The 14720-nt window shown below is 29.6% G+C and carries 16 protein-coding genes and 2 pseudogenes; 12 read left to right on the top strand and 6 right to left on the bottom strand.

Features of this window, described 5'->3' with window-relative positions; translation table 11 throughout:
• Positions 1-55 precede the first annotated feature (55 nt).
• From CLSA_RS12175 to larA, 4 genes are all read right to left on the bottom strand, one after another.
• Positions 56-1111, bottom strand: coding sequence for an alpha/beta hydrolase (locus tag CLSA_RS12175; protein ID WP_077393795.1), 1056 nt, complete (start codon positions 1109-1111; stop codon positions 56-58).
• 108 nt (positions 1112-1219) lie between these two features.
• Complete coding sequence (locus tag CLSA_RS12170) at positions 1220-1768, bottom strand: spore coat protein (protein ID WP_022746640.1); 549 nt, start codon at positions 1766-1768, stop codon at positions 1220-1222.
• Positions 1769-1815: 47 nt separating this feature from the next.
• Positions 1816-2487, bottom strand: a complete 672-nt coding sequence (locus CLSA_RS12165; protein ID WP_022746639.1) for a manganese catalase family protein — start codon at positions 2485-2487, stop codon at positions 1816-1818.
• A 350-nt stretch (positions 2488-2837) separates the two neighbouring features.
• Positions 2838-4115 (bottom strand): nickel-dependent lactate racemase, encoded by a 1278-nt coding sequence (larA, locus tag CLSA_RS12160; protein WP_022746638.1) that lies wholly within the window; start codon positions 4113-4115, stop codon positions 2838-2840.
• Positions 4116-4708: 593 nt separating this feature from the next.
• Here larA and thiS point away from each other — a divergent pair.
• The 11 genes and pseudogenes from thiS to CLSA_RS24005 all read left to right on the top strand — a co-directional run.
• Positions 4709-4906 (top strand): sulfur carrier protein ThiS, encoded by a 198-nt coding sequence (thiS, locus tag CLSA_RS12155; protein ID WP_022746637.1) that lies wholly within the window; start codon positions 4709-4711, stop codon positions 4904-4906.
• Position 4907: 1 nt separating this feature from the next.
• Complete coding sequence (gene thiF, locus CLSA_RS12150) at positions 4908-5717, top strand: sulfur carrier protein ThiS adenylyltransferase ThiF (RefSeq protein WP_022746636.1); 810 nt, start codon at positions 4908-4910, stop codon at positions 5715-5717.
• A gap of 230 nt (positions 5718-5947) precedes the next feature.
• Positions 5948-6724, top strand: a complete 777-nt coding sequence (locus tag CLSA_RS12145; protein WP_022746635.1) for a thiazole synthase — start codon at positions 5948-5950, stop codon at positions 6722-6724.
• A gap of 13 nt (positions 6725-6737) precedes the next feature.
• Complete coding sequence (thiH, locus tag CLSA_RS12140; RefSeq protein ID WP_022746634.1) at positions 6738-7895, top strand: 2-iminoacetate synthase ThiH; 1158 nt, start codon at positions 6738-6740, stop codon at positions 7893-7895.
• Complete coding sequence (locus CLSA_RS12135) at positions 7888-8490, top strand: thiamine phosphate synthase (protein WP_022746633.1); 603 nt, start codon at positions 7888-7890, stop codon at positions 8488-8490. Before thiH ends, CLSA_RS12135 begins: the two co-directional genes overlap by 8 nt.
• 253 nt (positions 8491-8743) lie before the next feature.
• On the top strand, positions 8744-8950 hold the full coding sequence (locus tag CLSA_RS12130; RefSeq protein WP_022746632.1) for a hypothetical protein: 207 nt from the start codon (positions 8744-8746) through the stop codon (positions 8948-8950).
• Positions 8935-9186 carry a type II toxin-antitoxin system PemK/MazF family toxin gene (locus tag CLSA_RS12125; protein ID WP_022746631.1) on the top strand — a complete coding sequence of 84 codons (252 nt, stop codon included), beginning with the start codon at positions 8935-8937 and terminating at the stop codon, positions 9184-9186. The genes CLSA_RS12130 and CLSA_RS12125 overlap by 16 nt, the downstream gene beginning before the upstream one ends.
• A gap of 334 nt (positions 9187-9520) precedes the next feature.
• Positions 9521-10136: pseudogene (locus tag CLSA_RS12120) on the top strand (IS607 family transposase).
• Positions 10114-11274, top strand: a complete 1161-nt coding sequence (locus CLSA_RS12115) for an RNA-guided endonuclease InsQ/TnpB family protein (protein WP_022746629.1) — start codon at positions 10114-10116, stop codon at positions 11272-11274. Before CLSA_RS12120 ends, CLSA_RS12115 begins: the two are co-directional and overlap by 23 nt.
• A gap of 159 nt (positions 11275-11433) precedes the next feature.
• Complete coding sequence (locus tag CLSA_RS12110; protein ID WP_022746628.1) at positions 11434-12069, top strand: tRNA-uridine aminocarboxypropyltransferase; 636 nt, start codon at positions 11434-11436, stop codon at positions 12067-12069.
• A gap of 5 nt (positions 12070-12074) precedes the next feature.
• Positions 12075-12296 (top strand): annotated as a pseudogene (locus tag CLSA_RS24005) (nitroreductase family protein); the annotation flags it as partial.
• Between the two features lie 204 nt (positions 12297-12500).
• Here the strand turns inward: CLSA_RS24005 and CLSA_RS12105 are convergent.
• Positions 12501-12980 (bottom strand): flavodoxin, encoded by a 480-nt coding sequence (locus tag CLSA_RS12105; RefSeq protein ID WP_022746626.1) that lies wholly within the window; start codon positions 12978-12980, stop codon positions 12501-12503.
• A gap of 349 nt (positions 12981-13329) precedes the next feature.
• Positions 13330-13650 carry a winged helix-turn-helix transcriptional regulator gene (locus tag CLSA_RS12100; protein WP_022746625.1) on the bottom strand — a complete coding sequence of 107 codons (321 nt, stop codon included), beginning with the start codon at positions 13648-13650 and terminating at the stop codon, positions 13330-13332.
• Positions 13651-14013: 363 nt separating this feature from the next.
• Here CLSA_RS12100 and CLSA_RS12095 point away from each other — a divergent pair, with 363 nt between their 5' ends.
• Positions 14014-14415: a pyridoxamine 5'-phosphate oxidase family protein gene (locus CLSA_RS12095; protein WP_041716591.1), complete on the top strand. Its 402-nt coding sequence runs from the start codon at positions 14014-14016 to the stop codon at positions 14413-14415.
• The last annotated feature ends 305 nt before the right edge of the window (positions 14416-14720 follow it).

The following is a 14720-nucleotide window of genomic DNA, read 5'->3' as shown; positions in this document are numbered from 1 at the left end:
TAAACAGCTATGTGATTTCTAGCTTCAAACAATGCAGATAATGTAATTGTGTTTGTTATTGTTTTTCAGTTTGAAATTCATCTTGCAAATATGAAGAAATTTGATTCAATGCTTCGTCTGCTTTATTTGTGATCTTATCCATTGTGATAAATCCATGAGTAACACCATTAAATCTTATAACTTCAGATTGTATTCCTGCATCTTTTAGTTTTTTACTATAATCTTCTCCTTCGTCTCTAAGAGGATCAATTTCTGCTGTTATAACAAGTGTATCTGGTAATTGATCAAATTTATTAGCTAAAAGAGGAGAGACATATGGATTTTTTAGATCTTCTTTTTGTGGTACATATAATGAAATATATTTTTCCATTTCTTCTTTTGAAATATTGAAACGATTAGAAAAGTAAAGCCAAGATTGAGAATTTAATTCATATAAGTTTGTAGATGGATATATTAATACCTGACAAGTAATGTGAGGACCGTTTTTATCTCGCGACATTAATGAAACTGCTGCAGAAAGATTTCCCCCAGCACTATCGCCAGCAAGAGCAATATGTTTTTCGTCGCCATTTATGCTTTTTGCATTTTTGCTAGTCCATTGTAATACATTATATACATCATTTAGTGCAGCAGGAAAAGGATTTTCTGGAGCAAGGCGGTAATCTACGGATACAACTATTGCTTTTGTATTTTGTGAAAGCTTTCTACAAACATTGTCATGGGTATCAAGGTTTCCTGCAATCCAGGTGCCACCATGTGAATAAATAATCACGGGAAGTATCCCTTCGTATTCAGGTGTATATATTCTTATTGGTATTTTCTCAGAGTTTTCTTCTATGGTAATGTTTTTTATGTTTGAAAATGGTATAGGTTGCTTAGAAGACTTAGTAGATTGTTTATTTAAATTTTCTCTAATTTGTTCTATAGATTTATCGTCGATTGATTGTGGATTAAGAATTTTATCTAATTGTAAGTTTAATGCAATATATGTATTAATTTTACCATCAAGTGTTTCAGTCAAGTTTTTTATAATAAAAAAGCCTGCTATCATAAGTGTTAATATAAAAATTAATATAATCGTACCTTTTTTTTTCACATTATTTACCTCCATTAATTATAATGACGACATTAACTTAGTCATTTGTAAAATAAAGAGCATCTATAAAAATACAAATGCTCTTTAGAAATAAAATCTATAATTATTTATAGAAAATGTATTTTATTGTTGCACTAGATTGAAGATAGATCCTATTGTATCTATTTCAGTTTGTGGTGCTGGAGATAAAGCATAAAAACCATTTTTGACCATCCATTGCCATACTTCATAAGCATGATTACAACTCATTGTAAAGGCATCCTTTAAAAATTCTCGAAGTTCTGGATTACTTGCTTCCATAGCACTCCATGCATATTCTCTTCCAGCTCTTTTTAAAGTTAAAAGATATCCTGTAGCTATTTCCCTATCATTTAATTGTTGTATATCTGTTCTAGGTGTAACTGGAATTGTTGCAACTGGTGCTTTAGTAAAGTCTTGTAGAACTTTTGATAACACTGGAACATTTAACTTTTCTGTAGGTGCAGTTGCTTCTTTAACAAATTTAACTTTCATATTGTAATCTTGAACATGAACTGGAAAATGGGCTTCTATCATAGCCTTTAATTCTGGATCTGTAACTGCATTTTTATACAATGCCATATTAGTTATGGAATTTACGCAGCTTAAAATTAATTCACTTAAATTATGTAATTCACCACATGATAATTGCATATATATTCCTCCTGTTAATTAGATATTTTATATATTAATATTAGACTTTATTTTCTAGGATTTTCAAATGAAGGTGGAGTTGGGTTTGGAGCTTCATGTGAAGGTCCTGGTTTAGATAGATCAAAGTAAAGTTTAGAATCTTGTGTAACACCAAAATCTTTATTTGACCCTGTATTTTGAACTTTGTTTAAGGCTTCTCTAAATAATGCATTATGAGCTTCCTCTCTGTTAAGTAAGAAATCAATTGTTGCTCTAACTTCTTTGTCTTCAATTTGGCGATACAAGTATTCATATACAACTTTAGCTCTTTGTTCAGATGCTATATTAGATAATAAATCTGCAACTAAATCACCAGTAACAGTTACATAATCTGCTGTCCATGGTGCTCCAGATGAATTAATTAATACAGGTGATAATCCGCATTGAACATGAGTTTGGATTTCTCCACTATTAATTGCTGTATTATTTACATCATGGCCATTTAGCAAGTTTATTGTTTGTGCTACCATTTCCATATGGCTAAGTTCTTCTGCACCAATATCCAAAAATAAATCCTTTATTTCTTGATCTTTTATTCTAAAACTTTGAGAAAGATATTGCAGTGCTGCTTTAAGTTCTCCGTTACCTCCACCTAATTGTTCCTGCATTAATACTGCGTATTGTGGATTGGGTTTCTCAACTTTTACTTCATGTAATAATTGTTTTTTATGTTCAAACATATATAATACCTCCAAGCAATAAATTTTACTCTCATAGTATTTGTCTTTCTATTATTAATATTCATACATAATTATCAAAAAATGAGTGGATTTTATATAAGGGTAAAAGAAAAGTAAGCAAAAGCATGTGAAAATCTATCATAAGATTTGGAATGATTATAACTGAGTAGAATGTTATTAATTTAGAGTGTAATTATAAATTATCATCGTAAATAAATCAGAGATATATGTTGCAATATGATTTATTCATTCCGTAGTGATACTATACATAATTTCAATGTAGAATTCAATTTTTAACATATATATTAACTAAAAAAGAGGATTAATAAATTCTAATCCTCTTTTTTAGGTTAGTCAGTTACTACAACAGAAACACCATCTGGTATAACAACAACCTTTGCATCATTTCCTTTTAATTTATAGGCTTTATTCAATGCTTCTTCAATTGTAGACGCATGATCCATATGCATGTCCTTTATTATTTTAGTATCACACATATCTGTCACCATAATAACTTTATTTTTACTTAATATTCTTGCTAAAATTTGAAATTCCCATTGATCTGGTTTTGTTTCGTTCTTTGAAACTTTAAGTACTTTATCTAATACTTCTTGAGGGCTTTTTGCTTCTGCCATATTCTTATAAAATGATTCTCCACCATGACCATCATTACAAGCAGATACCATTATTATTACAGAACCATCTTTACAACATGCTTCAGCTGCTGTCATTCCTTTAACAGACTGATATATATTTTGATCAAGTGGATATCCACCATTAGAACTAATTACTATATCTCCCTTTACACTTTTAATACTTGAAAGATTTGAAACAAATTTACATCCCTCTTCATGTGCAAGTTTACTATCTCCACTAACAGCATGTATAATTTTTTTATCCTTGTCTATAACTACGTTCATTATAAATGCTAAACCTGCTTTTTGAGCTGCAAAAAGCATATCTTCATGTATAGGATTTTTTAAAAGTTTTCCTGTTCTTGCATTATTACTATTTATAAATTCTGAATTATGATTCCACATAATTGTTCCAGCAGCGGCTATTCCTGGTAAAATACTTTTCCTGCCTCCAGAAAAACCAGCAAAAAAGTGTGGTTCTATAAATCCTTCAGAGATTACAAGTTCAGCTTCAACCGCTAATTTGTTTATCCATAGTTCTCCACCTGATGGAAGGGTTCCTATAAGTGCTAGGTCATCTTTATTTTGGGAAAGATGATTTATTATTTGTTCATTATTTACAATATTTTCACCAAATTTATCAATCATTTCTTCTCGGGTTGTTGGTCTATGGAATCCTGTTGCAATTAAAATTTTTATATCTATTTCAGGATTTACTTTTCTAATTCTTCTTAATAATATTGGCAAAGTAATTTTGCTTGGAACAGGTCTTGTATGATCACTTGTTATAATAACCATATTATTTTTTCCCTTTACCAATTCTTCTAAACTCTTACTTCCAATAGGATTATCTAATGCTTGTTCGACAATTTCTTCTTGTGTAAGTTTTGTTGTGTAACTCTCTGATCCTGATTGAAGGACAGCTGCAAGATTTTTATCTGGAATATCTACCTCTAACATTTTTTTGTTGTATGGAATTTTTATCTTTGCCATTTTATCTTCTCCTTTACATATAAAATTTAATAAAAAACACTTTGATAAACGATTACAAAATAAGACCAAATTTATATATTTTTTTATTTGATCAATTCACTTTAATTAATTGTATCATAGCAATACTTTTTTTTCCATATGTAGTTTTAATATCTATAGGAAATATTGGTGATCAAAGTTTTATTTGGTAAAAAACATTTCGGGTTGACTTATCTTATTGCATTAAGTTGTAATATTCGTACACTAGGAACAGATAATATAAAACCATATTATCTAGTTGTTAATGTATTATCATATTGGAGACCATGATGCGTACAGCCCCTTGAGCAAAACTGAATATCTTGAAAATTATGTAGATGTTAATTAATATATTAGATCTTTTAGAATAAATTCCTCCCTTGGAATTTGAAGGAAGAAAAATAAAATGAAATTATTAATTTGATATGAATTATAAAATTATATTGACATTATGATAACATATTGGTATTATATGTTACAGAGTGATGATTAAGGTCACACGAAGGGGTACACCACCACGGGTGTAAGTCTTCGTGTGGCCTTTTTTGCTATTTCCAATTTTTAGGAGGTGAATTATGATATACGTAAATGGCAATAAAATAAGCAATGCAGATAATCTAAGTTTAGCGCATTATTTAGTGCGAGAAGGTTATAAAATTGCTTTTGTTGCAGTTGAATGTAACGGCTCAATTGTGCCTAAAACTCAATATGAAGAAAAAATATTAACAGATGGTGATACTATTGAAGTTGTAAGTTTTGTAGGAGGTGGCTGATTTGAATATAAAGATTAATGGTAAGAAAGTAACAACTAATTGTTTAAGTCTTCATGATTTGCGTAAAGAGCATTATGATGATGAAAAAAATATAATAACTATTTTAAATGGATTTCAAACTTTTAATGATTATAATCTTAATGAAAATGATGAAGTAAGCTTTATTGAAAAAGGTAAAATGCCACCACAAGATGAATTTGAAAGCTTGATGTGTGCAAGACATACTCCACATGTATTTGAAAAAGTTAAAGCTGCTAAAGTAGCGATTGCGGGACTTGGCGGTCTTGGCTCTAATATAGCAGTAAGTTTAGCAAGAACAGGAGTGGGACATTTACATTTAATTGATTTTGATATAGTAGAACCAAGTAATTTAAATCGTCAGCAATATAAAATTAAGCATCTTGGATTATATAAAACAGAAGCATTAAAAAATGAAATTGAAGAAATAAATCCATTTATTGAAGTAACTATTGATACTGTACAAGTTACGGAAAAAAATGTCCAAGCATTATTTAAAAATGATGAAATTATTTGTGAAGCATTTGATAATCCAAAAGCTAAGGCTCTGCTTGTAAATACTCTTATTGAATATTATCCGCTAAAAAAAATTGTATCAGCATCAGGAATGGCTGGGTATGAAAGCAGTAATACAATAATCACGAAAAAAATAACAGATAATTTTTATTTATGTGGGGATAGGACAACTGGAGCAATGGTAGGACGAGGCCTAATGGCTCCACGTGTATCTATTTGCGCAGGTCATCAATCAAATATGGTTTTAAGATTAATACTGGGGATAGAAGAAGTATAAATCTAACAATTTAATAGAACATGAAAGTGTTACAGTGACTAGATATCTTATCAAGTAAAACCTGATTAAGGTTAGGGTTGATCCCCATCTGAATTTTAGTTGAACTTATACACTCAATGGTACCTCGTCCAGGAGCGTGCAGCCGTTATCTCAACATTGTAGAAGTTGGAGTGTTACGGATGCTAGCTATGAAATAAATTTAAAATTTGGAAAGTGAAGGAGAATAGAACATGGAAAATAATACTGACAAACTTATTATAGGTGGACATGAGTTTAATTCAAGATTTATATTAGGATCAGGAAAATATTCACTTGATCTAATTAATGCAGCTGTTGAAAATGCTGGAGCTGAGATAATTACTTTAGCATTACGTCGTGCTAATTTAGGTGGCAGTGCTAATATTTTAGATTATATACCTAAAAGTGTTACATTACTTCCAAATACATCAGGGGCTCGTAATGCTGAGGAAGCAGTTCGTATTGCACGTTTAGCTAGAGAAATTGGATGTGGAGATTTTGTTAAAATTGAAGTTATTCGTGATTCAAAATATCTTTTACCAGACAATCATGAAACATTAAAAGCTACTGAAATTCTTGCAAAAGAGGGATTTGTAGTAATGCCTTATATGTATCCAGATTTAAATGTTGCAAGAGATATGGTAAATGCAGGAGCATCAGCTATTATGCCACTTGCTTCACCTATTGGATCCAATAAAGGTTTAAGTACACGTGATTTTATTAAAATTTTGATTGATGAAATTGAACTTCCAATTATTGTTGATGCGGGAATTGGACGACCTTCTCAAGCTTGTGAAGCTATGGAAATGGGAGTGGCAGCAGTTATGGCTAACACTGCAATTGCCACAGCAGGAAATATTCCAGCTATGGCATCAGCTTTTAAGAATGCAATAATTGCTGGAAGATCTGCATATCTTTCAGGGCTTGGTCGTGTACTTGATAAAGGTGCTTCAGCTTCATCACCATTAACTGGATTTCTTGAAGATTAAGGAGGGGATTTAAATGGAACAACGTGTTGATCATATGAAGTATATGGAGGGCATGGAGGTGATTGAATCTAATGTTATGGATACGGTTATCTCAAAAATGGAAGCATATGATTATGAAAAATATACAGCTCATGATGTGCTTACCGCTCTTAAGAAAGATGTATTAGATATTGAAGATTTTGCAGCATTATTATCACCTGCAGCTCTTCCTTTACTTGAAGAAATGGCTAAGCGTGCGAAACTTGAAACACGCAAGCATTTTGGTAATTCAATTTATATGTTTACTCCGCTTTATATTGCTAATTATTGTGAAAACTATTGTATTTACTGTGGTTTTAACTGTCATAATAAAATTAAGCGTGCGAAACTTAATGCAGAAGAAATAGAAAAAGAGATGCAATGCATTGCAAAAACTGGATTACAGGAAATATTGCTTCTTACTGGTGAAAGTCGTAGTATGTCTGATGTTTCTTATATTGGTGAAGCATGCAAGATAGCTAGAAAATATTTTAAGGTGGTTGGCCTTGAAGTATACCCAATGAACTCTGATGAATATGCATATTTACATGAATGTGGTGCAGACTTTGTTACTGTATTCCAGGAAACTTATAATTCAGATAAATATGAAACATTACATTTAGCTGGACACAAACGTATTTTTCCTTATCGTTTAAATGCACAGGAAAGAGCATTAAAAGGAGGAATGAGAGGAGTTGGATTTGCAGCACTGCTTGGATTAGATGATTTTCGTAAGGATGCATTTGCAACAGGACTTCATGCATATCTTCTTCAACGTAAGTATCCACATGCTGAAATTGCTTTGTCATGTCCAAGGTTACGTCCAATAATTAATAATGATAAAATTAATCCAAAAGATGTACATGAGAGACAGCTTTTACAGGTAATTACTGCATATAGAATATTCTTGCCTTTTGCAAGCATTACTATATCAACTCGTGAATGCGCTCGTTTTCGTGATAATGTAATTGGACTTGCAGCAACTAAAATTTCAGCTGGAGTTTCAGTTGGAATAGGGGGCCATAGTAATGATGAAGAGGCTAAAGGTGATGAACAATTTGAGATTTCAGATGGACGTACAGTAGAAGAAATAGCACAAGCAATTGATAATCGGGGTCTTCAATTTGTTATGAGTGATTATATATATGTATAAATTACTATCAATTACTAATCGCCATCTTTGCAGGAATGACTTTTTAACACAGATACAAAACATATGTATATTGAATGAAAAAAACACAATGATTAAGTCTGTAAGTATAGTTCTTAGAGAAAAAGATTTATCTGAAAATGATTATAAAAAATTAGCCGCTGAGGTATTAAAAGTATGTAGAAAAAATAGTACAGAGTGTATATTACATACTTATTATAAAGCAGCCAAAGAACTTAATTGTAGAAAGATTCATCTTCCATTACATGTTTTAAAATCTAATCTCACTATTTATAAAGAATTTGATGAAGTTGGAGTTTCAATTCATTCAGTAAATGAAGCAATAGAAGCTATGAATTTAGGCGCAACTTATATTACAGCAGGACATATATTTGCTACTGATTGTAAAAAAGGAGTTCCGCCAAGAGGTTTAGACTTCTTATCATCAGTCTGCAGTTTTGTAAATATTCCTGTTTATGCTATTGGGGGTATTTCACCTGTAAATGCCCAAAAAGCTATTGATGCAGGTGCAGAAGGTGTTTGCATTATGTCAGGGCTCATGACTTGCAAAAGTCCTGAGTTAGTATTTGAAATTTAATGTATGATTTAACTTACTTTCTAGTTTTGAATATATTTCAAGGTTTAAATTTAGTTAGTAGTTTGTTTATCTGTATCATGCTTAGACTTTATCAAATAAGAACTAGAATTTTAATACAATGCAAAGCCATTAATAATTTCAATGTTTTTTGGGATAAGCCTTGGTAGGCAATTTATAGATTTATAGATTTTTTAGAAAGTTTTTAATTGTATATGTTATAGTATTAATATAAAGTTAAAGGAAGGTGATTAGAATGATTAATAGGGAAACATTATTAAAAAAGATAGAAAACTTACCACCTTATCTTTTGGAAGAAGTAGATGACTATATACATTTTATACAATTTAAAAAAGTGAAAAATAATAATGTGAAAATTGATAATATAACTTTAGCGAGTCAAGACAGCTTAAGTAAAGACTGGCTTAAGCCAGAGGAGGATGAAGCTTGGGCAGATTTATAAAAGGAGATATAGTTGTTGTTCCATTTTCATTCTCAGATTTATCACAATCTAAAAAAAGACCAGCACTAGTTTTATCAGATTTAGATGGGGAAGATTTAATATTGTCTCAGATAACAAGTCAAAATATTTATGACTCATATGCTATTGAGATATCAGAAAATGATTTTGAAAAGGGAAGTCTTAATAAAATAAGCAATATTAGACCAAATAAATATTTACAGCAGATGAAGGAATAATACTATATAAGGTTGCACATTTAAGTGAAGAAAAAATTCAAGAGGTAATTGATAAAATAATTAGTATATTTACTGAAGGTTAAAGTTTAAATTATAATGAAATATATGATAAATAGCATTCAATATTATAAATTGAGTGCTTTTTATTTTTTTACTTATCCCTTAGAATGTGGAAATGTAGATATTTAGATGTTATACTAACTTTTATATAATATTTATATATAGTTATGTAAAGATATTAACACAGGGGAAAGTGTTTAGTTAATAAAAATATAGAAAAAAGTGTGTAAATGTGTTAATATGCGCTCATAGGAGAGTGGGTATATTGAAACATATCACAAATTATAAACCAAGTGATTTTGCTGAATTATTAAATGTATCAGTAAAAACATTGCAACGCTGGGATAGAGAAGGAATACTTCATGCAAAACGAACTCCAACTAATCGAAGGTATTATACTTATGACCAATATTTAAAATTTAAAGGGTTAGACAATCATGTTGATAGGAAGATAGTTATATATAGTAGAGTTTCTACTAATAATCAAAAAGATGATTTAGCTAATCAAATTGAATTTTTGAAGAATTTTGCAAATGCTAAAGATATTATAGTAGATGAAGTTATAAAAGATATAGGAAGTGGACTTAATTATAATCGTAAAAAATGGAATAAACTATTGGAGGAATGTATGGAAAATAAAATTGATTCTATATTGGTAACTCATAAAGATAGGTTTATACGTTTTGGATTTGAGTGGTTTGAAAGATTTATAGGAAAATTTAATACAAAAATTATAGTTGTAAATCAATGAAAGTTTTTCCCCACAAGAAGAATTAGTTTAAGATATAATATCAATACTTCATGTATTTAGTTGTAGAATATATGGTCTGAGAAAGTATAAGAAAAAGATTAAGGAGGATAAGGAGATTGAAGAAAGCATACAAAATTGAAATTAAGCCGACAGGAGAACAAATAACCAAAATTCATCAAACTATTGGTGTGAGTAGATTTATATATAATTTTTATATTGCACATAATAAAGAAGTTTATAAGAATGAAAAGAAATTTGTTAGTGGAATGGATTTTTCTAAATGGCTTAATAATGAATATATTCCTAATAATCAAGATAAAGAATGGATTAAGGCGGTATCTTCCAAAGCTACTAAACAAGCCATTATGAATGGTGAAAAAGCATTTAAGAAGTTCTTTACTGGTGAAAGTGGTTTCCCTAAGTTCAAGAAAAAGAAAAATCAAGATGTCAAAGTCTATTTCCCAAAGAATAATAAAACAGACTGGACTATTGAAAGACATAGAGTAAAAATCCCAACATTAGGATGGATAAGGCTTGAAGAATTTGGATATATTCCAGTTGATTCTGTAGTTAAAAGTGGTACAGTAAATCAAAAAGCTGATAGATATTATGTATCAATTTTAGTAGAAGAAAATATTATATCTAAATCTAAACCATATTCAGAAGGAATAGGTGTTGACTTAGGTTTGAAGGATTTTGCAATCTGTAATAATGGAATATCTAAAAAGAATATTAATAAAACTAAAATAGTAAAAAAAGCAGAAAAGAAATTAAAGAGAGAACAAAGAAAACTTTCAAGGAAATATGAGAGTTTAAAGTTAAGGAATAAAAAAGAGAAAGGAGAAGCTACTCGTCAAAATATCCAAAAACAAATAGTCAATGTACAAAAAATTCATCAAAGACTTACAAACATTAGAACTGATTATATTAATAAAACAGTAAGTGAGTTAGTAAAGCAAAAACCAAGCTTTATTGCAATAGAGGATTTAAATGTTAAGGGAATGATGAAGAATAGGTATTTAGCTAAAGCAGTAGCACAGCAAAAATTTTATGATTTTAGAACTAAGCTTATTTCAAAGGCGAATCAAAATAATATTGAAGTGAGAATAGTTGATAGATGGTATCCATCATCTAAACTATGTTCGTGTTGTAAAGCATATAAGAAAGATTTAAAACTTTCAGATAGAATCTATAAATGTGAATGTGGAAATGTTATAGATAGAGATTTAAATGCTTCAATAAATTTAGCTAATACTAAAAAATATAAGATAGCTTAAATTAAACAAGTTCTTATATATGTACCCAAGGCTATTTGGGGAATTTACGACTATGGAGTGTTATATAAAGCTGTAGTAGCTATAGGCAAGACAGAACACGTTGAAATAGTAATAATCTCGATATGGGTATGTTTGTCCGTATTTTGAGTAGCAGGTAAGATGGATTCTAAATTTAAAGTTAAGCAAGTTACAAAATTGTACGAAAGTTGCAATAAATGTGGGCTACCAACAATAAACTGTATTTGCAATATTGTGCCTAAGATACAAACTAAAACAAAAATATGGATATTATCAACGGAAAGAGAATTCAGTAGGCCTTCAAATACAGCTAGATTACTGAAACTTGTTAATCCAGAATCAACTGAGCTAATTCTATGGGAGAGAACAAATGCTCCTGAAAAATTGATTGAATACATTAATAGTGAAGAGTATGAAATATATATACTATTTCCAATGGAGAATGATGAGTTATCAGAAAGCAAGTTTGAATATAAAAGTTCGGAAAAGATTCCTGCATTTATTATCTTGGATGGTACATGGAAAGAAGCTAGGAGGATATTGAGAAAGAGTGATTATTTAAAGAATTTACCAAGAGTTTCGTTAAATACAATTCATAAGTCAGAATACACCTTGAGAAGAGGTGCATCAGAAGGAGAATTGTGTACTATAGAAGCAGCAATTGAAGTACTTCAGTTAAATTATGAGCTTGAAAATGCAAAGTTAATTAAAGGCGTCTTTGATTTGTTTATAAAAAGTTTTAAAGCAGGAGCTAATGGACTAAAGTTAAAAGAGTAATTGTTTCTCTGGTCTCATCAAATATGGAACTCATAACTAATACTTTAGGTCTTGGAACATTCTTTAGTGGATTTTTTGCTATTGCAGCCCAAGGAAATGATGAGATTAGAAATTTTCTTCATCTTGAGGAAAAGAAAGAAATTGTTATATGCATGGTTATTTGATATCCTGATCTGAAATATTTTAGAACCGTTCTAAGGAAAGATTCATTAATATCATGGAAATAAAAAAATCATGGAAATAAAAAATACATGGTATTAGCAAAATCTGCTATTACCATGTATTTTTTTTGATATTATATAAGACACATCATATTTTGTACTTGTTATTTTCTTTTATGTGATTAACTTAACTATTTTAATCATATTTTGCATAGTTAATTTTTCTAAATGCGTCTTTGTTTTTCAGCTTAGAAGTGATGAACTAAAAAGCTATATATTAATTTCATTTAACCAGTTTTCAATTAAATGTTTTAGCTCATTAGGATTTTTCGATTTACTGTTAGGAAAATCTATGCCTTTAAGAACTGTGGAATTAGGGCACATGCTTTTGAATTTTTCGAAGAAGTTCCCTGGATTTCCTCCATGAGTACAGAATGGAACTACGGTTTTATTTTCTAAATTATATTCTTTAAGAAAAGATGCAATAGGAGGTGTAAGTGTAAAACACCATATAGGTGATCCTATAAATATAGTATCATAATCTTTTAGATTGGATAAATGATTTTTAAAAGATGGTGTATGACCAGTTCGTGTGTGCACAACACCAATAGTATAAGAGGTAAATAAATTATAAGGTTTTTCAAGTTCTATTTCAAAAATATCTGCGCCTGTAATATCTTTAATTATATTAGATACTTCTTTGGTATGTCCCTGAAGAGAGTAGTAAACAATAAGAATATTCTTTTTCATGATAAATCACCTTTCTTTCAAATAATTTTAATTAATATAGCAAATAAAACCAAATATAGTTTATTGTACTACTTTAAGTTCACTATAAGTCAAGTTTTTATCTTAAATTCTTTTTTTAATGCGAATAAATTATTGAGTCATATAGGAAATATATCTATTCCTTTTATATGCAACAATAATATCTTCCTTTGGTGCAAAGGTTGCTAAAGGTTCACCTCATTTGGTTGAAATGTCATTTTGCTGCTCATATTGTTTAACAAAGATTTGTGTCATTTTAGTGGTTTTTTATTTGGTGTTAAACCACATAACTTCTTTCTTTAATTTCAGCTTGTCTATTATATTAAAAACATTACTCAGCTTTATTTTTATAAGAAGTTCCCCATTCAATCATTGAGTCAAGAACAGATTTTAAACTATATCCAACTTCAGTTAATGTGTAGTCAACTCTTGGAGGAACTTCAGCATAAACTTTACGAATAACTAGTCCATTTTCTTCCATGTCTCTTAAATTTTGAGTAAGAACCTTCTGTGTTATTGAACCAACAGATTTCTTTAGTTCTCCAAAACGTTTTGTTCCTTCAAGCAAATCTCTCATTATTAATACTTTCCACCTATTTCCTATGAGCTGCAAAGTTATTTCAACAGGGCAGGCAGGTAATTCTTTAGCCATACAAACACACGTCCTTTCTTAATAGTATCCATTTGAATACTATAGCACTTTTAGATGCTTACATTACGCTTGATATTATAGAAATTATTATAAAATTAAAGCTAAAGAAAATCAATATAAATTGGAATTGATCTAATACTTAAATAATTTGTATAAGGAGTTTTTTATGTGTCTTAAGTATAGATGCATTTTCAATAGTATCCTATTGGAAACTATACCACTTTAAAGTGCTTACTTCACAGTAGTAATGTAACTAATTATAATAAAACCATAGGAAGTGGCCACTTCGCATTATAAGGAGCTTAGAAAATGAGTTTTAAACAAATAATTAAAAATGTTTTTATAAATAAAGGAGATAACAAAATGAAAGAAGTAGTTGAATTTTTACAAGCAAATTCAGTTCAATATTTAGCAACAGTAGGTCGTGATGGAAAAGCAAAATGTCGTCCATTTATGTTTTGTTTAGAAATGGAAGGAAAGTTATGGTTCTGTACAAACAATACTAAGGATGTTTATAAAGACATGCAAGCAAATCCTGAAATAGAAATATGTGTTTCAAGTCCTAAATATGCTTGGATTAGATTAAATGGAAAAGCTGTATTTGAAAACAACATGGCTGTTAAAGAAGCATGTATGGCAAACCCTATAGTAAAGGGACAATATAATGAAGCTTCAAACCCAATTTTTGAAGTATTTTACTTGGAAAATGCAAAAGCAATAATAGCAGATTTCTCTGGAAACCCACCAAAGGAATATAATCTATAAGAAAATTAAGGCAAATGAAAATAAATAACATATAGTTTTTAGGTGTAAATATAACAGACAGCCTTGAAATGTATTCCATTTCAAGGCTGTCTTAATTTTAAGAATATTAAATTCTTTAAGCATAAGTACTTATATAATCATGAAGTTTTTTAAAAGTAACTTTCTTTCTAAGATTAGCATCAGAATAACACATGTTTTTTAAATAAGCGTAATTTTTTAATGCTAGTTTGTCATAATATTTGATTGGTATATATAAAGTTTTTTCACAAGTGCCATAGAAAAGCTTATACATATTTTTTATTATA

Origin of the sequence: Clostridium saccharobutylicum DSM 13864 (genome assembly GCF_000473995.1) — a bacterium.
GTDB lineage: Bacteria > Bacillota > Clostridia > Clostridiales > Clostridiaceae > Clostridium > Clostridium saccharobutylicum.
The sequence above is the reverse complement of the archived record's forward strand: the minus strand, read 5'-3'. Positions and strand labels throughout refer to the sequence as shown.